General features: G+C 41.6%; 13 protein-coding genes. 8 read left to right on the top strand and 5 right to left on the bottom strand.

The genetic code is table 11. From position 1 onward, the window contains the following. The first annotated feature begins 24 nt into the window (after positions 1–24). The 6 genes from LC454_RS17715 (at position 25) to LC454_RS17740 (ending at position 10,824) form a co-directional block, all read left to right on the top strand. A complete protein-coding gene (locus LC454_RS17715; protein ID WP_223583794.1) occupies positions 25–3,444 on the top strand; it encodes a DEAD/DEAH box helicase in 3,420 nt (1,139 codons plus the stop codon). 19 nt (positions 3,445–3,463) lie between these two features. After that, positions 3,464–4,168, top strand: coding sequence for a hypothetical protein (locus LC454_RS17720; protein ID WP_223583795.1), 705 nt, complete (start codon positions 3,464–3,466; stop codon positions 4,166–4,168). 35 nt (positions 4,169–4,203) lie between these two features. After that, positions 4,204–4,521, top strand: coding sequence for a hypothetical protein (locus LC454_RS17725; RefSeq protein WP_223583796.1), 318 nt, complete (start codon positions 4,204–4,206; stop codon positions 4,519–4,521). A gap of 138 nt (positions 4,522–4,659) precedes the next feature. Continuing rightward, positions 4,660–7,911, top strand: coding sequence for a SusC/RagA family TonB-linked outer membrane protein (locus LC454_RS17730; protein ID WP_223583797.1), 3,252 nt, complete (start codon positions 4,660–4,662; stop codon positions 7,909–7,911). Between the two features lie 136 nt (positions 7,912–8,047). Next, a complete protein-coding gene (locus LC454_RS17735) occupies positions 8,048–9,568 on the top strand; it encodes a RagB/SusD family nutrient uptake outer membrane protein (protein WP_223583798.1) in 1,521 nt (506 codons plus the stop codon). Between the two features lie 11 nt (positions 9,569–9,579). Further along, on the top strand, positions 9,580–10,824 hold the full coding sequence (locus LC454_RS17740) for a YdcF family protein (protein WP_223583799.1): 1,245 nt from the start codon (positions 9,580–9,582) through the stop codon (positions 10,822–10,824). 124 nt (positions 10,825–10,948) lie between these two features. On the opposite strand, the gene LC454_RS17745 is transcribed toward LC454_RS17740, so the two are convergent. Both LC454_RS17745 and LC454_RS17750 read right to left on the bottom strand, forming a co-directional pair. Next, a complete protein-coding gene (locus LC454_RS17745) occupies positions 10,949–12,034 on the bottom strand; it encodes a Gfo/Idh/MocA family protein (RefSeq protein WP_223583800.1) in 1,086 nt (361 codons plus the stop codon). Positions 12,035–12,085: 51 nt separating this feature from the next. Further along, on the bottom strand, positions 12,086–12,697 hold the full coding sequence (locus tag LC454_RS17750) for a hypothetical protein (RefSeq protein ID WP_223583801.1): 612 nt from the start codon (positions 12,695–12,697) through the stop codon (positions 12,086–12,088). A gap of 123 nt (positions 12,698–12,820) precedes the next feature. On the opposite strand from LC454_RS17750, the gene LC454_RS17755 reads away from it, so the two are divergent. Both LC454_RS17755 and LC454_RS17760 read left to right on the top strand, forming a co-directional pair. Beyond that, positions 12,821–14,230: a sulfatase-like hydrolase/transferase gene (locus tag LC454_RS17755; protein ID WP_223583802.1), complete on the top strand. Its 1,410-nt coding sequence runs from the start codon at positions 12,821–12,823 to the stop codon at positions 14,228–14,230. A 22-nt stretch (positions 14,231–14,252) separates the two neighbouring features. Next, entirely contained in the window at positions 14,253–16,352 is a 2,100-nt protein-coding gene (locus LC454_RS17760) for a polysaccharide lyase 8 family protein (RefSeq protein WP_223583803.1), read from the top strand. A 152-nt stretch (positions 16,353–16,504) separates the two neighbouring features. Here LC454_RS17760 and LC454_RS17765 read toward each other — a convergent pair whose 3' ends face one another. The 3 genes from LC454_RS17765 to LC454_RS17775 all read right to left on the bottom strand — a co-directional run bounded on the left by LC454_RS17765 (position 16,505) and on the right by LC454_RS17775 (position 21,056). Continuing rightward, a complete protein-coding gene (locus tag LC454_RS17765; protein WP_223583804.1) occupies positions 16,505–17,761 on the bottom strand; it encodes a glycoside hydrolase family 88 protein in 1,257 nt (418 codons plus the stop codon). A 113-nt stretch (positions 17,762–17,874) separates the two neighbouring features. Beyond that, positions 17,875–19,137 (bottom strand): DUF2264 domain-containing protein, encoded by a 1,263-nt coding sequence (locus tag LC454_RS17770; RefSeq protein ID WP_223583805.1) that lies wholly within the window; start codon positions 19,135–19,137, stop codon positions 17,875–17,877. After that, positions 19,134–21,056 (bottom strand): heparinase II/III family protein, encoded by a 1,923-nt coding sequence (locus LC454_RS17775; protein WP_223583806.1) that lies wholly within the window; start codon positions 21,054–21,056, stop codon positions 19,134–19,136. The genes LC454_RS17770 and LC454_RS17775 overlap by 4 nt, the downstream gene beginning before the upstream one ends. Position 21,057 lies beyond the last annotated feature (1 nt).

The raw sequence follows: 21,057 nt of genomic DNA on the forward strand, positions 1-21,057 counted from the left end.
GACCATTACAAATAAACTAAACCAATGAAAAATGAAATAGATGTAACGATACCATGGCAAAGCAAGCAAGAAAAATCCTTGTCGATCGTTTATCTCAAAAGATTTTTTAACGAAGAATCTGCAAGACTAACTTGGGATTTTAAAATTATTCTAGAAGAGAGCGTTTTTAATAATACGTATGTGTTCGAGAGTTTGTGTAAGGGAAATATTCGTGTCCTGATCACGTTGACTGCGGATCATTTGAAAGCAAATTGTTCATGTGGGCGAATGAATACGACATTATGTGAACATGTTTATGGTTTATTGCGTGAAAAGTTAAGTGGGAATAAACATTATTTTTTTCATTTATACGATCCAAAATGGTTTTTAGCACATCCTGACCAACGCGAACTATTTGGTTTATCTCTTAAAGATGAACATAAGAGAATAACAAAAATTGAAATCAACGCAACAGCAGATTGTGGGAGTATCTATGGTTTTCATAATCCATCAGAATTATGCCATGTAGCTAGCAATAAAGTTTATGCAATTGAACCTTCAATATCTAAGTCAGAGTGCAAATTTATCGTTGCAATTCCGATAAATAATACGATTGATCAATTACCTTTTTTACTCCCTTTTTTGAGTGTAGAAAAGAAAAAAAATGTTTTTAAAGAAAGCTATTTGTTAAAAGATGACATGCCATATCCTGAATATCTTACCAGCCATGAGATGATGCTTGATGCAGTAGCAAAAAAAATGATGCAGCTAGGGGCCTCTGCATTTAACGTTAGCGGACCAAATGAACTTTCAGTCGTTGAACGGAATGAGCGGGATTATCGAATAATGGATTTATGGAGAGATCTCATTTCAAATCAATTGTCTCAAGATGAAGTGATCTTTTTTTATTCCCATACGAATAATTTCGGTCTAAGACACTACCAATTCCGATATAGCTCTGCTTCCAATCAATCACATAAATTGAAAATTGCTAATGGCGACTTTAAGCTTAAGATTCAAGTGATAGAGAATCAAAAAGGTTTATTGATGAAGGTGCTGGGCTATTATAAAGGTAATTTGGTAAAGAAAATTAAGTTTTTGAGTAATGTGCATAGTTTCTTTGTCGAATTAAGTTCCAAGAATGTGCTTTTTATTGACGATATACACGTCGGAAAACTTCTAAATCAATTCAGGCATTCTGCATTCAAAATTTTTGTTTTGCGACAGGATATCGCTAAATTTTATGAAGAAATATTGCACCCAATAGCTCAGTACTTCCCGATAGAATACAAAAATGAGGCACCTCAAGATCTTACAACCACTGAGGAGAAAATTGAAAAAATAAAAATATTAGAGGTGTCGCTTCAGGATGATGCGTTGCTATTAAAAGCATCCATAGATTTTGGGACAGTTACGCTGCCCATTGTTGAGATGCCTAGTACAACTGTTTTAACCTATGTTGATAATGAAATTCAGGTTCAAGAGCGAGACATTGACGATGAGCTGGCTTTTAGCAATTTTGTTAAAAATCAACATGAATCTTTTGAAGAGCAGGCTTCCCCTCATACTTGGGAACTGCGAACATCTCTAATTGCTCGAACAAATTGGATAAAAAATCTGCGCAAAGTATGTCAAGATCATCAGATAAGGCTTAAACTTACTGGGCTTGTTAAAGGATCTAGTTATTATCCTTTCTCTTTAAAATGGGAAGTAGTGGAACTGAAGTCTCAATCGAATTTGTTATTTATCAATATAAAATTTAAGCTGGGTAAACTAATATTGGAACCTAGTCTATTCGAAAATTATCTATTTGAAAAGAAAAATTGGTTCAAGATCGACACGGAGGATTATCTCTATATAAGCGATTCTTTGAAATCACTTTTTTTGCCTCTATTCGGTCAGGCACGCATAGAAGATCCTTATATCATTTTAACCTCAGCACAATTGATTTCTTTTCAAACGCAATTAGAAAAGATAGATCCTAAGATTATTAATGATAGCACAAGAGAAAGAAGGGATAAATTAGCCAATATGACAGAGATACCTTTATTGGATGTTCCGAGTACTGTCAAAGCAACGCTGCGCCCCTATCAATTGGTTGGTTTTAGTTGGATGGGATTCTTACAAGAATTTCAATGGGGTGGCATTCTGGCGGATGATATGGGACTTGGGAAAACATTGCAGGTAATTACTTTATTGGAGTATTATTACCAAAATAATCCTGATGCAGCCCCTTCTCTTATTATTGTTCCTAATTCATTGTTATTCAATTGGCAAAATGAAGTTGAAAAATTTGTTCCGGGACGAAATTGCAATGTGTATTATGGCACTAAAAGAAAGGGGCAAGAAACTTTCGCGGAAGCATCATTTGTGCTTACAACCTATGGGACAGCTATGGCGGACCTTTTCTTTCTTCAATCTCAATCATTCAGTTATATGATTTTGGATGAGTCTCAGATGATAAAGAATAGGAATTCTAAACGATTCGAAAGCTTGTTTTCAATTATGGCATCGTTTCGAATAGCAATGACCGGTACTCCAATTGAAAATGGGATTCAAGATATTTATGCACAAATGACCATGGTAAATCCAGGTTTTTTTGGGAATTACAGAAACTTTAATAAAATGTTTAAATCTCTGGGAGATGTCGAGGAAACCGATATGCCATTAATGAATTTGCAAAAGATGATTGCTCCATTTATTTTGAGAAGGACCAAAAAGCAGGTCGCATTAGAGTTGCCGGATAAAACGGAGACTATCCTGTATTTGGATATGCAGGATGAACAACGAAAGCTCTATGATAACTATCGTAGGAAATATCGACTGGAAATTGAAGAAAATTTAAATGCTGAAGATTCTTCAAAATCCAAATTTTTAGCAATAGAGGCATTACAGAAGCTGCGACAGCTGTGTAATTCGCCTATATTGATGAAAGATGGCGGTTCTTCCAATGAATCTGTCAAATTAGATTTTATTGATGAAATTATGGAAGAAGTAGCTCCAAATCATAAGATTCTTCTCTTTTCATCGTACACCTCAATGCTTAAACTTGTAGCCCAACAGATCGAAAAGCACAGTATAGCATATACCTATCTTGATGGCAAGATGAATCAGAAGCAACGGCAATTAGCAGTTGAAACATTTCAAAATGACGATACATGTCGTGTTTTTCTGATCAGCTTAAAGGCCGGAGGAACTGGCTTGAATCTGACAGCCGCGGATTATGTGTATATTTTAGACCCTTGGTGGAACCCTGCGGCTGAAGCCCAGGCGATTGACCGTTGCTATCGCATTGGACAAGATAAACATGTTATGGCCTATAAGATTGTTTGCCGAGACTCTGTCGAAGAGCGAATCCTAGAACTTCAGGCCAGTAAAAAAAGAATGGCTGAGGGTATAATCTTGGACGAAGCCAATCTGATGAAATCCATTAGTAAAGATGAATTACTTAAATTATTCGAGTAACCAACTATAAACTTAACTTATGAATACCGAATCTACAAAAAAAACTTCCTACGCTGGAATGATGTATTCACATGATTTCCGACTTTGGTATACCTATCTCAAGCGACGGATAAAAAAAGAGTGGCGCCCCGAAGAGCTTTCGTTCTTACTGGGCAAGCCCGATCATGCCTATCTCGATTTTGAGCGGATGTTTCAAGTCGAAAAGTTTTTAACGCAGGAATCTATTTTATTGGATCGGATATATGCAAGTTCGTGGATCGAAGCAATGGAATTCCATCGCGAAAAAGATGAGGTTCCTGAGGAGCGTCTGGTACGTTTTAAAATCGAAGAGGATGAGGTGAAATGGATTTACTCCATTGAAGTACCCTGGACCTTTTTAACCGAGAAAAAGAAACATGCTGCTCCCAAATTAAAGTTTGAGGAATGGAAAGCCGAGAAAGATCTGCAACTCGAATCGGATGCCATGCTCCATGTTCGACAAAAACTGGACGTATTATTGGACAGTAATTACTTTGAACATGGTGCTACAGCACTGCAAATGTTTCGTAAGGTCGAACATACCGGTCTTGTTCATTTACAGATTTTTCCCCGTCACCTTAAAAATGTCTTGTATGGCCTTATCCAACAAAACAAACTCGTTGTCAGAAATATAGAAAATAGCTTTTCTTTTTTCTTAACGGATTTTCAGCAAGCTAATCGGAAACAACATTTATTGAGTACTTGACGTTGAGTAAAAAAACAATCATTATATTTATTTCAATGAATACAATGATATCAAAAAATAAGACAGCAATTGTACCAGTCATTTTCAAAGGATTGGCTGGTACAATTTTTATTTTTGCTGTTTTGACGGCCATTTCTTATCAAAATGATCTACCCGTGGATGGCAAATTGGTGATTGGATTTCCCTGGGAGTTCTATTCCGAAGGCACGGGCTATAATCTTGAACGTGATGAATACGCCAGTTTCGAAAATTTTGAACCACTTAAACTGATCGGCAATATCCTTGTCGCACTAGCTATATACCTTGTTTTACACCTGTCTCTTCGCCCTCTTTTTGGAAAAAATAAGCGCTAATTTCTGTCGTTATTGTTAGCCTTTTGTTAAGACTATTTTATATGCTAACGCGGTTTAGTTAAAAACTATTAACCTTTTATTGATACTACCTTCATATTGCATTTGTAACCTTGTACCCATAAATCAAATGCACTACTTATGAAAATTAAAGCCAACAATGTCTTTTGGTTGTTATGTGCCATTGCAGCGAGCTCAACGGCTGTTCAAGCTAAACCTCTATCGCTAACCAAACCGCATTTCTTACAGGTACAGCATCCCCTTAGCGGCCGTGTGGTTGATGCGCAGGGCAATGCAGTTTCAGGAGCAACAATTCAAAATTTAAAAAGTAAAAAGTCCGTTCAATCCGATGAAAAAGGAAATTTCCATATCGATGCGGAGGTCGGTGATAGACTCAATATCTCCTATGTTGGATTTAACAATCTTGTCCAGCCTATAGCGCAATCCAATGGACAGATCTTTGTTTTACAGCCCAATGAAAATACGCTTGAAGAAGTGACGGTTTCCATCGGCTATCAGAAAATACGGAAGTCCGATGTTACCGGTGCGATCGCCAGTGTAAAAGCCGAAGAACTAAATCTCAGTGCGCCAAAACTATCTCAGGCTTTAGTTGGTAAAGTAGCAGGTGTGCAGGTGATGCAAACAAGCGGGGCTCCGTACGATGGGACCAAAATGCGTGTCCGCGGTATGGGATCGATCAACGCAGGTTCGGATCCCTTGTACGTAATTGATGGTTACCCATCTGGAAACAATTTAAATATCAATCCCAATGATATAGAATCTTTCGATGTTTTAAAGGACGCTGCTTCTGCTGCGATCTATGGATCCCGTGGTGCTGGCGGGGTCGTATTGATTACAACCAAACGTGGCAAGGAAGGTAAAAGTAATGTGGATTATGAAGTATTGGGAGGCTTTGGTCAGCTTTCCAAGAAAATAGACGTCTTAAATTCAGAACAGTTTATTGATCTCCTGATTGATGGCCGTAATAATTCCTATAAAGACCTTCTAGCCACGAAAGGGATCGCTTGGAGTGATAGTAGGCGCTTTGATGATAATAAAACGCGTATCGCCAATGTCGGAAATGCAGGCTCGGTGAGTATTCCTGAAGACTATTATGATTTTGCCTCCGGTACCGCAAAAAAAGCGAAATATGATACGGATTGGCAGGATGCTTTATACCGTAATGCACCTTTCCAACGTCATAATCTCTCTACCTATGGCGGTAACGAAAAAAATCGCTACTTCCTGAGTGGCTCGTATCAGAATCAGCAAGGGATCATGCTTGGGACGGATCAAAAAGTCTTTAATTTCCGCGCCAATATTGATAGCAAAGTAAGCAAAAGATTGACCGTTGGCGCAAATGTTTCCTTTACATATAATGACAACAACGAGGTGACGACAGGGCGTTACGACAGAAGCCCGTCAATGGCCGCATTAATTTATTTGCCGACCCTCCCTGTTTATAACGAAGATGGAACCTATGCCAAATACCTGATGGCTGATCTGTCGGCAAATAACTTTGGTATCCAGAATCCAGAAAACCCACTGGCCTATGTTACTGAGATTAAAAACAACCGCCGTGGAAAGAGGGGGATATATAATGTCTTTGCTGATTTTTCCATTATTGATGGCCTAAATCTTAAAGTAAACGGTGGATTGTCTACTTATGACGAGAAGTATGATTATTTCCGTCCGACAAGTATATCCGATGGAAATAACAAACCGTTTTCACCACAGGCAATTTCTGCAGCCTACGCAGATGCCAAGACAAAAAATGAACTGGATAAATTGCTAGAAACAACATTAAACTATAACAAGACTTTCGGTGAGAAACATCAGGTATCTGCATTATTGGGTTATTCGGCTCAACGAACGGATTACGATTATCAAGGTGTGCGGGCCAACGGCTTTAATAACAATGCGATTGGCGAAATTACCGATAAGGGAGCCGATCCTTCTAATTTCCAATTGTTAAAAGACGATACTTTCAAACGTACGACAACGCTTCAGTCTTATTTTAGCCGCGTAAACTACAGTTTTGATTCGAAATATTTCCTTTCGGCATCCATTCGTACAGATGGTTCCTCACGCTTCGGGCCAAATAACAAATGGGGAACTTTCCCATCGGTTTCAGCTGGATGGACGGTCTCCAAAGAGGAGTTTTATACAGATTGGTTAGGACAACAATCGACAGTCAAACTAAGAGCGAGCTGGGGACGTAGTGGAAATAATAATATTGGTGACTATCGCGCGATTTCCATTATCAACTCGCCAGCGGGAGTTATTCTTGGCGATAAAGTGGAAACTTCCTATACCGCAGGTGATCTACTCGATCCAAAATTGAGCTGGGAAACAACTTCACAATACAACGCCGGTCTGGATCTGGGTTTGTTGAGAGGCCGACTCAACATTATGACCAACTTCTACCTAAGCCGTTCCTTTAATTTATTATTCAACCAGCCACTCTCCGCTGTATCTGGATCAACAACGATCTTGACCAATCTGCCAAATTCGAAGGTTCAGAATAAAGGTTTTGATGTACAGATTGATGCAACACTGATTCGAAAAAATGAATTTGAATTGGGATTCAGCGGAAACATTAATGTTAACAGAAATAAGGTGCTTGATCTAGGAGGTGCTTCTACCATCCTGACGAATGGCGCTGAACGCTCTTACTTAACGCATATCACACAAGAAGGAAGTCCAATTGGTATGTTCTATGGTTTTAAAGTTCTCGGTGTTGCAACAGCGGAAAACTATAAAACTGTCGCACCTTCAGCGGCTTCAACAACTCCGCTACAACCCGGAGACCTTTATTTTGAAGATGTAGATGGCAATGGTGTAGTCAATGATGCCGATAAACGGGTGATCGGCAATCCGCATCCGAATTTTACCTATGGCTTTGCCGTCAACGCACGCTATAAGGCATTCGATCTACGCGCATCATTTAATGGCTCCCAAGGGAATAAAGTGCTGGATGGCTATGATTATTACCTCTACAATATGGAAGGCTCCGGCAATCAATATGCGGATGTTGCACAACGCTATCGTTCGGCTCAAAATCCAGGAAATGGAAAAGTGTACCGTGCATCGCGTGGCGGTACGCAAAGTAACAGTACGCGTCTTTCCGATTTTTATCTGCAGGACGGTTCATTCTTGCGTATGACAAATATTGCTCTGGGGTACAATCTTCCCAAAAGCCTTGCAGAAAAATTAACACTTTCTGGGGTAAGGGTCTATGCTACAGTGGACAATCCATTTACGATTTCTAAATACAAAGGCTACAATCCGGAACCGGATTATAATCAACGCGGCAACCTGACACCAGGTGTGGATTATGGGCTTTATCCATTGGTGAGATCGTATAACCTTGGTGTGAAAGTAACGTTCTAATGGTTTGACCGAGGAGCTATTGTGCATACAGGCATATTAGGGAAAAAACCCTATCAGTAGCTTCGTCTTTATAAATAATAGCCTTGCAAACCTCGCTTTGAAACGAGGTAGGCAGGAAAAAATAAAAAATAACAGGATGAAAAAAAGATATATATTACCCTTTGTTTTGTTGGCATTGTCTTCATGTACCAAAGACTTTTTAAATCAGAAAAATCCCAATGCCGTCACGATCGATGATTATTTCAAATCAGAAAACGATGTGCTCTTGGCTGTCAACGGGCTCTATCAGTCCCTTCGTACGGGAAGTACACTCGGTGAATCGAGCACTTTATACAATGAAGAACGTTCGGACAACTCAGGACGTAATGATAACCAATCCAATGCCGGGGAACCATTCCAGTTCAATGACTTCTCGTTGCTGCCGAGTAATACTTATCTCAAGACACATTGGTCTGCCATGTATGCTGCCATCAGCCGTTGTAATGTGGTTCTTTCACATGTCGATAATGTGACCTTTACAAGTGAAGAATTAAAAGGCCGTTATATTGCGGAAGCGAAATTCGTTCGTGCATTACTATATTTCCATATGGTACGCAAATTTGGAGATATTCCATTGTCTACGGTACAGGTTACAAGTAAAGAGCAAGCAAATGAATTGGCTTTTCGGCAAAAAGAGTCGGTTGTGTATGAACAGATCATTAAGGATTTGACGGAGGCATTGTCCAGCAATCTTCCCAATACACAGAAAGATTACGTCATTGGTAGAGCGTCTAAATCGGCCATTAATGCGATTTTGGGGCAAGTATACTTAACGTTGGGTGCAACGCAGACGTCGGGGAGTGCAGAAAATTTTGCGAAGGCAGAACAGTACCTCAATGCGGCTTACCAAATGCGAACTTTTGGCAAGCTAAACGAAATTCCCTATGCGGATGTTTTCGATGTGACCAAGAAAAATAGCTGTAAAGAACTCGTTTTTCAGATTCAGTACAAACAGGGAGACCAAAACTATAGCTCGAGTATCGCCCGTAATTACCAGGCGCGAGGAGAAACTATCAACTCACGTTACAATTCGACAGGTGCTGGTGAAGTGGCAAAACTAGATTTGATTAAAGATTACGAGCAAGACGATATCCGAAAAGGTTTCTCCGTAAAATTTGCCACCAATACGCAAGTCAACGATTGGTTTGTAACCAAATTTAGGGATAATAGTGACGCTGCGGGTACCAATGGTTGGGGCGGAAATGACTGGATCTTGATCCGCTATGCTGATGTGATGCTATTGTTGGCCGAAACAAAATATCATCTGGGTAAAGAAGCTGAGGCCATTGCGCTATTGGATCAGGTGCGTGAACGTGCAGGCTTGCCTTCTTATGCAGCCTCAATGTTAAACAATGACTATCGTACAAAATACCCAACATTAAAGTTAGCGATCTTGCACGAACGTCGTGTGGAACTGGCTTTCGAAAATCAACGTTGGTTTGACTTAATCCGGAACTATAATCCACAGGAATTGGTGACGTACTTTAAAACTAAAAACCAGGCGGATTATGGGAATGCTAAAATCTCCAATATAACTACAAAGGATAGGTACTATCCAATTCCTTTTGATGAATATAAATTGGATCCACAGCGTATGTATCAAAATCCTGGCTATTAATAGAATCGGATATGAGCGGTATCATTAAAAAGATCATTTTGTTGACTTTGGGAATATGCGTAATGCACATTTCCAAAGGCCAGCCCCAACCCAATCCTGCCGGTCCGCAGGATTGGGTAATCCGCAAGAATTATTATGCGACTTATCTGTTGCTAAAGGATCCTGCCTTAACACAGCAGCTTTGTGCATCCCAAGCCGTTTCAACATTGTTGAAACAGCGGTTTGACCGGTTCAAGGGTAGTGATCATTGCGCGGATCTCGGCTGTTTTCTGGAAGCTTTTAAATGGAAAGATTCTGAGATCGAACTCATGGCTGAACAAATTTCAAGTCAGATCAAGAGCAACAGGAAATTGGCAGAACTGGTTGAATCAACGTTGATGCCATCAAAGACTTATGGTATACCAAGGGATGAGACTGCAAAAGTGTATCTTAAGAAAGCGCTGTTACAGGACTTTGGCGCCATGAACTATGTTGTTGATGTCTATGGTGGCGGCAAGAGGCCCAACTATCCCAAGATTGATTCAATTTCTTTTGATGTGAATCGTAAGGCTTATTTTCAGCTTTTAGATGATGTACGTCAGGATGTGCTAAAAGATATTCCGACTGGGAAGGAGGCGCTTTTTATGACAATGATGACAGCGGTAAGGCTGCTTGAGATCAATGAGCGTTGGGACGCTGCACAATTGGAGCCACTGATAGCACTGGAAAATAAAAAGGCGTTTGAACAAGTGAAAAAAACAAATTTTTCAGCCTACCCTTACAGCCTGTTGTTGACCCTGGGGGCGGGCCCTGAAATCTATGGACAACCGATCAGTCCCGGCGGTATGTTGCGAGCACGCATGGCTGCCCGTAGTTATTTTGAAAAATTAGCCCCTTTTATTGTACTTTCCGGTGGAAAGGTACACCCTTATAAAACGGCGTATATTGAGGCAATCGAGATGAAAAAGTACTTGATCAATGTCATGGGAGTCCCTGAGCAGGCGATCTTGATCGATCCGCATGCCCGCCATACAACAACAAATCTGCGCAATACTGCCCGTATACTATTGAACTATGGATTTCCTAAAGATAAATTTGCCATTGTCAACAGCAGCAAGGCACATATCGATGCGGTAGAAAAAATGGCCGACCGTTGTATTCGCGAACTGGGTTATGTACCCTATAGCCTTGGAAAACGAATTTCGGATGTTATCATCGAATTTCAGGCGAAAGATGAAGCATTCACAATTGATCCGGATGAGCCGCTGGATCCCTAACGGTTCGCCTCAGAATTCAGATTGAACAAGACGAAACAAATCCGACATGTTCTTGTCAACAATGTTGGTAAATATAGAAAAAGGTATGTGGATTATTTATCTATATACCTTTTTCTATTAAAGATCAATTTAATGTTACCGTCTTTCCTTCTTTTGCGGAACGCTTGGCTGCCTCCAAAATCTCAACGACAGTCACATTGTTGCTAATGGAGCCTAGATCATTCTCAATCAGCTGATTTCCGCTTAAAACATGCGTTAAATATTGGATGTGATTTTCAAAATAAGGCTGATCTGTTGGAATAACTGTTGGCTTATCGTTATGCTGGACGTATTTTAACAATGTTTTATCGTTTTGTGCATAGAGTTGAGCCTTCGTTCCAAATACCTGTAGGTCTTTCACACTGTAAGGCCAAGCCCAAGATGCCTGGATAATACCTGTGCTACCATCGCGGTAATTTAAGATAATCGTCGCGTCATCCTCTACCTTTGGATAGGTTTCTGGCTTCAGTCGATGTGTAATTGCGCTGACAGAAATAGGCCGTTCACCGTTCTTGATCCAGGTCATGAGATTGGCCCCATAACATCCGAAATCCATTAATGCACCACCGCCATTTTTCTGTGGATCTGTTAGCCAATCGAGAAAATAGCTGCTGCAGCCGATCTCTTTGGGCCCTTCATGCCCATCCTTTACAATCATCCGTGTCACACGACCTACGGCATTTTGATCAATCAATTGCTTGAGCTGTTGGTTGCTCTTATACCAGGTCGTTTCATAGTTGACAAAAAAAGCCGTTTTGTTTTCCTTGGACAACGCTGCAATGCGTTTGGCATCAGCCAATGTGGTTGCCATCGGTTTCTCTACCATGACAGGTATTTTGAGCGGTAGACAGATTTCCGCTACATTGATATGCTCATTGGTGGGGTTGTAAGCCAGAACCACATCGGGTTTTACTCTTTTCAATAACGAAGGGAGATCTGGGTAAAAAGCGGATTTCGGAAGGTTGTATTGTGTCTGAATCCTGTCCGCGAGGATATTATTGGCCTCTGCTATCCCAATGATCTCAACCTTCTTCTCTTTGTATAAATTCAATAGGAGGTATACATGGTCGTGATTGAGTCCCGCAACAGCGACTTTAAGTGGACTATCCGCATAAGCAATATGCTGAAATAGCATCGTCAATAAAAAAAATATCTTTACTGTATGTTTCATGGTATTCTGTTTAGGTTCAATAAAGATACCATTTTGAATTCTTTAAATCCTTTAGTAGATCCAGTCAATCTTTGGATGCGATTGTATTATTTCCGCTACGATATCGAAATAAGTCTGTCCTTTTCCAGCCTGTAAATCGGCTAGCTTTTGTTGGAAATAGGCATGATTGAATGGTGAATTGGCGGCAAGTTTTTCCTGATAGTAGGCGAGGGTGGTTGTTACTCCTAGTGCCGCTCTACTATGGGCGATGTCTTTCCAGATGATCGTCTGTTTTTTTGCATCCTGTACTTTTCCAAAGCCACCATAAAGTAGATCATCAAAACCATCCAGACTCCCAATTTGCCAACTCTCATCAGCCATATAGACTCGATTGATTTCAGCATAAAAGCTCGGGATATCCGCAATATGTGTGCCTTCAATAACAACAAAGCCAAGATCAGGGTGAAGGGACAGGAGGATTTTGAACTCCTCCCAGAGTTCTGCTAATGCTCTGGGGGACGTCGTCTTTGACCATTTTTCTGCAAAGCTAAAAAGGTCGGGTCGAACAGTATTTTGCCCACTTTGGAGGAGCCTCATCAGGGGTTCATCTAATGCCTTATCATGATCATTCCTGACCAAAATTTTAGCAATAGCTGCTAGTTGATTTCTCTCGTTTATTTCCATCTGCTTCGGATTGGATTGTACCATCTAAAGGACTAAAAAAAATTGACTTAACGAAATCGTTTTCGGTTTTTTTACAAAAAACCCAATACATTTAGGTTTACATTTAGGGATAAATCTAATGCGATGATCTACCGGATAACGTTCTATCGTATACTTACATTGCTAAGTGTACTTTCTCTAGTTGAAATTTCTGTTTTTGCACAGCAGCGGCCCAATGTCATTGTGATTTTGAGCGACGATGGCGGTTATGATGATTTTGGTTGCTACGGTGGTAAAGAGGTGCATACACCGTATATCGACGAACTGGCGAAACAGGGTATTCGTTTTCAGTGTGCTTATGCATCTGCATCGGTTTGTGCACCCTCACGTGCCGGTCTGCTGACGGGGCGGTACCAACAACGCTTTGGCTTCGAACACAATATTTCCAAACGGCCAACCAATGGAACGGCACTGGAAGATATTGGGATGGATACCTCGGTGGCAACGATAGCTGATTTTATGAAATACAATGGGTATAAAACTGTAGGTATCGGCAAGTGGCATCAGGGGGACGGTTCCCAATTTCATCCGCTCAAGCGTGGCTTTGATCATTTCTTTGGTTTTATCGGCGGTGATCGCTCTTATTTTCCGATCCCCGGAAAGGTAAAACTAACACAAATGTTGGTCGATGATGGACGCATTTTTCCCGAAGATTCTATTCGCTATCTGACAGAGACATTGACCGATAAGGCAATCTCCTATGTTCATCGTTATCGCCAACAGCCTTTTTTTATGTATCTGGCTTTTAATGCTATACATACTCCTGTGGAGGCTCCGCTGACGCAGAACAGTAAATATAGTGATGTTGCAGATCCTTTGCGCCGCGCTTATTTGGCAATGCTGGAGAATATGGATAGCAATATTGGCCGTTTGATAGAACAATTGAAAAGCGATGGACTTTATGAAAATACGCTGATTATCTTTATGAATGACAATGGTGCGGCCACAAATAATGGTGCCGATAATGGCCAGCTGCGCGGTTTAAAGGGGTCGAAATGGGAAGGCGGAATACGGGTACCAATGATTATGCAATGGCCAGCAAAGCTCCCGAAAGGAAAAGTAGTCAATGCCCTGGTATCGGGTATGGATATCTTACCAACAAGTATGGATGCCATACAGGGGAAAAACATCCCCGGACAAGCGATCGATGGGCTAAGCCTGTTGTCTTCGTATAAGGCGGTAAAGAATGGGCATGAATATTTATTTTGGCGACGGGGAGTCGCTAAGGCGGTCCGTCACGCCGAATGGAAGCTGATTGTTGTCAAGGATGATCCGATATTGTTATTTAATTTAAAAAACGATCTGAAAGAACAACATAATCTTGCCGAAAAATATCCCGATAACGTGAAGGAAATGTTGGGTAAATTGGCTGAGTGGGAAAAAAAGATGGCTGCTCCCAAATGGTTGAGTGGAGTCTTGGATAATGATCAGAACCAAATAATGAAACATCGAATGGATGTCATTGGAAGGGCAGCAGAAAAGAAATACCCTTAATCGGATTATAATTGGAAAACGAATGAAAGCTATACTTATATTTTTATTATCATTTGGACTGGTCATGACAAGGGCACAGGACAAGCATACATTTGATCGCATCAAAAAACATGTGTACGAGGACGAATTGCGAAGTTCGGCCGCGCACGGTGATAAAACTACAATTTGGAGTAATCAGCTGACTGAAGCTGGTACTTGGTCTGATATAGATTACACGAGTAAATCAATTTCACTCTGGCCTCCAGGGGAACACTTAGATCGCTTGAAAGCTTTGATCGTAGCTTATGTGTCGCCCAAGAGTAAATTTTATCAGCAAAAGTCGCTTTATGACAAGATTATACGGGCAGCACAGTACTGGGCAAATAACCAATTTGAATCAACGAATTGGTGGCACAATGAAATCGCTTCTCCCAAAGCAATAGGTGTCTGTCTGATCCTGATGAAATTTGGTCAGGAGAAAATCCCGACTGCAGTGGAAACAGCACTGGTCAAGCTGATGGAAAGAGGGGACCCCTATAAGAAAACAGGTGCGAACAAAAGTGATATTGCCATGCATTATTTCTATCGTGCACTGATCTTGGAAGATACCGGTCTACTGGCTGCCGCTATGGAACAACTGCTTTTTCCTATCCAGTTGGTGGATGGCAAAGAGGGTTTGCAATATGATTTCTCTTACTTACAGCATGGGCCACAATTGTATATTGCGGGCTATGGCGAAGAGTTCTTAAAGGGAATTTCTAAGGTAATGGCTTATGTCCGCGAGACGCCTTATGCGGTTAATAAAGAGAAATTGGATCTCTTTGAAAAATTTCTTTTGGAAACCTATCTGCCGATCATACGTTCACGTTATATTGATTTTAATGTGCATGGACGTGGGATATCACGACCAGATATATTGCGCAAGGATCAAGAAGTCGCCATACTGCAGCAGATGCAGTTGATCGATCCAGCTAAAAATGAGATCTGGAAGAAAGGATTGGCAAAATTAGATAGTATACAGGCTTTTAATGCAGAAGATCAATCCCTGCATCGACATTATTGGAAAGGAGACTATACAACACACCTCAGAAAACAATTTCATTTTAACCTGCGTCTGGCAAGCAAGCGAACCAACAAATCGGAATCAGGAAACGGTGAAAATATGCTTGGTAAAAATATGACAGATGGTGTAACCAATATTCAGGTATTTGGTCCGGAATACTATAATATCATGCCGGTATGGGAGTGGGACAAAATTCCGGGGACAACTACCCGAGATTATCAGGGTGATCAGGAACTCAAAGAACAGTGGGGTGTACTGGCTGCCAACAGTTTCTCTGGTGGGGTCAGCAATGGTACAATCGGCGCATCGGCCATGTCTGTTCAATACGATGGCCTGGCTGCACAAAAAGCATGGTTCTTTTTTGATAAGGAGATTGTTTGCCTGGGTAGTGGAATTAGCAGTAGTGCTACTGAACCGGTCGTAACAACATTGAATCAGACTTGGTTGAATGGCCCTGTCGTATGGAATGGAAAAGAGAAGATTTCAACCGATTCACTGATTCGAAATGTCAAACAAGGTGAATATGTGATGCACAATCAGGTCAGCTATTATTTTCCGGAAGCCATGAAAGTTGCTCTGACGACAAAAGAACAATCGGGCTCTTGGTACCGCATCAATCGTTCCCGATCAAAAGATGCTGTCCATGGTAAGGTATTTAAGTTATGGGTAGAGCACGCAGCGAAACCTGTAAATGGAAGTTATGCGTATATCGTGGTACCCGGTGTGGATCAGATCGATAAGCGGGCTATGCAGCAGCTAAAAATATGGCACAATACGCCTGCTGTTCAAGCCGTAGAACATCAGGGGCTGGCCACTATTCAGGCAGTGTTTCATCAGTCAGGCACCTATCAAATTGGAGCTTGGTCTATTCAGGTGGACAAGCCGGTCATTCTGCAGATCACAAAGGAAAATAGAGCCTTCAAATTGGATGTGGCAGATCCACTGCAACAGGAAAAAACCGTACGTATTCATCTCATCAATAAACGTGCAAAAGTAAATCAAACTGTTGAGATGAGGCTTCCGAAAGCTGAGTACGCGGGTAGTACTGTATCAGAAACAATCCCGACCGATAATAAATAAGGTCTTAATCTTTTCGTAATTGCTGTGAATATTAAAAAGTAAGGTCCAGGATCTGTAAAGAAACTGGACCTTCTTCATTCGTTCGGCTGAGGTTTCTAAAGATTAGTTGGCGTTGTTTGCCAAAATTCAGCTTTTTATACAGCCTGTTTTTATTATTTTTTGAGTTGTTCCAAGCGTGTTAAACCTTCGAGATAATAATAATCTGCATAGGTCAAAGGGACATCAATTTCAGAGTGATGCGGCAGACTGCCGACACTATGTTTGAGCAAGAAACCACCGTTGCTCGCGTATTTGGCAAAATAACCTGCTCCTGAAAGTGTCTGTAGACTTTCCTTGGCAAAAGCTAAATAGGACTTACTTTCTGCTCCTGAAGTTAAGGTCGATAGTTCAACGAGTGCCGAAGCGACAATAGCTGCTGCGGAGGCATCACGAGGGACGTAATTAAGCTTTAACGTTGAAAAATCAGCGTCTGATTTATATCCCTGTTGTCCAGCATTGAAATCCCAGTAAGGGATTTTATCTTTTGGAAGATTTTTGTGGGTCATGTAAAATTTAGCTGCTGCCTGTGCTGTTTTGAGAAACTCTGGTTTTTTTGTCTCCCGATACATCATGGTAAATCCGTAGATAGCCCAAGCCTGTCCACGTGCCCAGGTTGAATTATCGGCATAGCCCTGATTTGTCTGTTGATGGATTGCTTTACCGCTGGCATCATAGTCTACAACATGGTAGGTGCTATAGTCTGTGCGGAAATGGTTTTTCATGGTTTGCGTTGCATGACTGATAGCGACATCCTTATATTTAGGATCACCTGTCAGATCGGAAACGTAACACAGCATTTCAAGGTTCATCATATTGTCAATGATGACAGGGTATTTCCAAAGTGTTTTGCCATCCCATGACTTTTTCTCATTCCATGACTTGATGACACCAACCTGTGGGTTAAAGCGCTTTAATGCGGTATTGGCCGAATGGACAAGGATAGCTTTATAATCGGCAATTTTTTTCTGATCCTTGAGGTATTTTATTGCTGTGCCATAGGAACAATACATGACAAAACCAATATCGTGATGTTGATCCAGGTCCTTCGCTTTTTCGAGCGCTTCGGTCCATTTTATAGCTTCTTTCTCCGTTTCTTTATTGTGTGTGTGATTGTAGATATACCATAGTGAGCCAGGGAAAAAACCTCCTGTCCAATCCCATTCGTCGGTTCCTCGCAATTGTCCGGAAGGAGTCAATGTACGTGGGAACTTATGGTCTTTGTCAGCTTCCTTGGCCAGAAATTGATATTGTTTCTCCGCAGCGTTGAAACTAGCGTCGATAAAGTTTGGCTTTTGGTCGATAAAACTGAGCGCAAAAAGCCCTGAAGCGATAAGAAGGATTGTTTTTAAACTGGTTTTTCTTTTTTTCATCTGCATTAATTATTTGTTCATCAATTATTTTATGATTAGGGTATTCATGAGCTCTCTTCGTTCAGTTTACTCGGTTTATGCTACCTTCGATAGTTTCCTAACAGCGTATATTCCTAGTAAGTTACATAATAATCTTTTGGAAAGGGTAAACCTGCAAAAGCTTTTTGTGAGCTCCATTGTGCGGCAGCGTCAGACCAAAAAGCATGCGTTGGTGGAAGCCCTAAGGGTAGAAATGAGAGGGAAGCAGTATAGAGGGAACCCGAGTTGGTATAACTGTCTGCTATATTTCCCTGATCGGCATTGAGAAATCCTAAGGCCATCCAGCCATCCTCATGAAAAATGCGATCAGCATAGATGTGCTTGAGAACTGCTGTCAATGCTGCGCGCACCTGTCCATTGGAGAGGTCTGTGGGGAGCTTTCCATCAAGTGCTACCGCAGCGAGCGGTTGGAAGGCCGCATTTCTATATGTTGCACTCCGCCCAACAACAGGGTAGGTGCCTTCGGGTGAAATCATGCGCTCCAGATGATGTGCATAGCGTTTCATACGTTTGTAAGCGCGGTCATACATGGGTTGGTACTTCGCATCAGCGCTAAGATTGTTTTTTAAAGTCTCCACTTGCATGCAATGAATGACATAACCATTGTAATGATCAAAGCTAAATCGCGCACCGTCACTATACCATCCGTCACCGACATACCATTCCTGATCAAATTTGTTTACCGCATAGTCTATCTTCTCACGAGCACAGTCTTCACCGATACTGTAGAGAAAAGTTTCGGTCATTGCGGCAAACAATAGCCAGTTGCTTTCGTTGGGTTTGATCCAGCGTAAGTGTTTGAGTTCGGTAATAACCTGTTGCTTTGTTACTTGTGGCAACGGATCCCATAATGCTTTTGGGGCACGCATAAATGCCTGCGCTAAATGTGCTGCATCAACCAGAGGCTGCTTGGACTTGCTACGCCAAGAGAAATAATCTGCCGAAGCTGGATTTACACCATGTTGTATGCCCAGCAAGGCTTGTTGTTTAAATTTAGTACGTAACTTCCCTTCTGCGGTTTTATCGTCTGGTAGGTTCAACCATGGAGCCATACCGGCCAATAATCGACCAAAGGCTTCCAGATAACCCACACTGGGATCTATATAGTCATAAGTTTCACTTTTAACAATTGGCATCTCTGCGCGAAAACGCTCTTTGCTGATACGATCGAGAATAGGGCTGGCCATTTTTGTTAAAATAGATACCCAATATGCACGGTCGTCAGTAGAAGGTTCTGCAGCTGAACCAATGGGGTGACTACGCCCGAACAGGGGGCTGTTCATTAGCGCTCCTGCGGTAGTTAATGTTACGGCTTGAATCCAATTTCTTCTTTTCATTTGGCTTTTTTAATGATAAAATTATATTTTCCTGTCGATTTGATGCTTTTTGCCTTAAGGTTGATGCGGTAAAGCCGCTCGCCCCATACTTGGCTCAGACGAGGGTCATCCTGTGGGATGACTTCATAGGAAGCAACGAACTGTGCTGGATTAAAATGCAATGCGGCCAGACCATCACCCATGGCGATCACTCCCTTGTTAATCTGAGGTTCTTTTGAAACTAAAAAATGCACAATATTGGGCTGGGTCGGATTTTTGATCTTAAACTCGTCCGCTATGGTCAGACCATCAGCGCCAAGGCGGTAACTTCTATTCCAATGTTCAATATTGGCTGTTTTTGGATAGGCATTCCCGATATCGAGCTGGAATTGATTCTGTTCAGGTAGGAACACCACATTTTCGGCTTTGTATTCTTTGCCAAAAGCCTGATCATTACCATTGATCTGCGGCAGGTTGTGGTAGGCACCCTGCATGGTCCAGATACTATAGCGGTCGTCGCTAAATGTTTTCTTCGTGTAGGTTCCGACACCGGCATCAATAAAGAGAGGCTGCTGATCCTGGTATAAAATAAAACTACCGACATCGTTATGGTTGTGGCTTTCATTATTAAAACCACCTTTGGCGGCGAAGAAAAAACCTTCCTTTTTCAGATAGAGAAACTGCGTCTCCGGATACCACTTAAATGCATTTTGTGGAAGTGCTGCCTGTATGTGCTGAAGCTGCGGAAAACAGCGTAGATCCTCAAATGCACGGAAGATATCCCGTGAGGGTCTAAAGTCCGCACCTTTACCTCCAAGATCTGTCATGTATCGTGCAAATTGCATCATTTCGGTACTGTGTACATCTTGCCCATAACGATAGATGAGTAGTGGATCTCCACCACCTTTGGCTGAGGCATCGGCAAAATTGACCACCCATCTGTCACCACCAATATACGATTGTGCAATGTATTCACCCATATCACGGATAAGAGGTTTGTCGAAGATACTGACCTTGTTTTGTGTTGCCATGGAAAGTATCTTGAGGTAATCGTACAATTTACCGGCGGCGTGCCCCCAATAGGATGGACCTTCCTCACAGGCACCATCTTTTTTGATATAATCGATAAAGCGATCAACCGAAGTCATTGTTTTATAGATGCCAGTCAGTTGAACATCCGGATTGTCTTCTATCAGCAGCAGGCAGGTGAGCACATTAAAATTACACCAGGGATTCCAGTTGTTGACCAATTGGTTTCCTTTGAGTTCAAAGCCCTGCCACCACATGTCATTGCGATCTAGATAGGGCTGTATAATGCGTTGCTGGATGTGCTGTTTTAAGCGTAGACTAATTTCCGGATTGATGGAATTGAAGGTGTCCCGAAAGAAATAATGTATCCACGAAAGTAAGGATCCGACATCGCCAGCCATGAGGTCAATGACATGTGTCCGTTCTTGTGGTAGGGATCTTTTGCTGGATTGGAAAGCTGGTAGGTGGGCCGATAATGACCAGGTAGACATCTCGGTCATGTGCCAGGTACCGTTTAAAATCTGATCGATATAACGTCCTTTCCCCTCTGCTAACTCAGCTAATAGCAGGTTTGTGAGCGCGGTACAGTTTTCGTTCATCGGCTTTTCCATCATGCCGCGATTGCCTGAGCGTTCATATTCTAGATAATCTGTCGCCTTGACCACTTGCCATTGATAGTCGAGTGCTTTGTCGCCTTTCGCAATAACCTGCTCCCGGAAAGGTGCTATCAACTGATCCCATGCCTTACGATCGGAATAACTTGGATAGGGAATCCAGGACTTGTCCCGGCTCAGGTTGATCTTGAGATCTTCCTGTTTAAAAGTACCTGTGAGTAGCTTTAATTCTTTTCCCAGTAGTCCCTGAAAAGAGAGACTACTGAGAAAGAAGAATAGGATTAGATATATTCTCATT

Origin of the sequence: Sphingobacterium sp. GVS05A, from assembly GCF_019969845.1 — a bacterium.
Taxonomy (GTDB): Bacteria; Bacteroidota; Bacteroidia; order Sphingobacteriales; family Sphingobacteriaceae; genus Sphingobacterium.

What these genes read in the sequence shown, in the direction of transcription:
- LC454_RS17760 (WP_223583803.1), top strand. Translation starts at nt 14,253, where the DNA reads ATGAAAGCTATACTTATATTTTTATTATCATTTGGACTGGTCATGACA.
- LC454_RS17735 (WP_223583798.1), top strand. Translation starts at nt 8,048, where the DNA reads ATGAAAAAAAGATATATATTACCCTTTGTTTTGTTGGCATTGTCTTCA.
- LC454_RS17745 (WP_223583800.1), bottom strand. Translation starts at nt 12,034, where the DNA reads ATGAAACATACAGTAAAGATATTTTTTTTATTGACGATGCTATTTCAG.
- LC454_RS17755 (WP_223583802.1), top strand. Translation starts at nt 12,821, where the DNA reads ATGATCTACCGGATAACGTTCTATCGTATACTTACATTGCTAAGTGTA.
- LC454_RS17770 (WP_223583805.1), bottom strand. Translation starts at nt 19,137, where the DNA reads ATGAAAAGAAGAAATTGGATTCAAGCCGTAACATTAACTACCGCAGGA.
- LC454_RS17765 (WP_223583804.1), bottom strand. Translation starts at nt 17,761, where the DNA reads ATGAAAAAAAGAAAAACCAGTTTAAAAACAATCCTTCTTATCGCTTCA.
- LC454_RS17750 (WP_223583801.1), bottom strand. Translation starts at nt 12,697, where the DNA reads ATGGAAATAAACGAGAGAAATCAACTAGCAGCTATTGCTAAAATTTTG.
- LC454_RS17715 (WP_223583794.1), top strand. Translation starts at nt 25, where the DNA reads ATGAAAAATGAAATAGATGTAACGATACCATGGCAAAGCAAGCAAGAA.
- LC454_RS17775 (WP_223583806.1), bottom strand. Translation starts at nt 21,056, where the DNA reads ATGAGAATATATCTAATCCTATTCTTCTTTCTCAGTAGTCTCTCTTTT.
- LC454_RS17730 (WP_223583797.1), top strand. Translation starts at nt 4,660, where the DNA reads ATGAAAATTAAAGCCAACAATGTCTTTTGGTTGTTATGTGCCATTGCA.
- LC454_RS17720 (WP_223583795.1), top strand. Translation starts at nt 3,464, where the DNA reads ATGAATACCGAATCTACAAAAAAAACTTCCTACGCTGGAATGATGTAT.
- LC454_RS17740 (WP_223583799.1), top strand. Translation starts at nt 9,580, where the DNA reads ATGAGCGGTATCATTAAAAAGATCATTTTGTTGACTTTGGGAATATGC.
- LC454_RS17725 (WP_223583796.1), top strand. Translation starts at nt 4,204, where the DNA reads ATGAATACAATGATATCAAAAAATAAGACAGCAATTGTACCAGTCATT.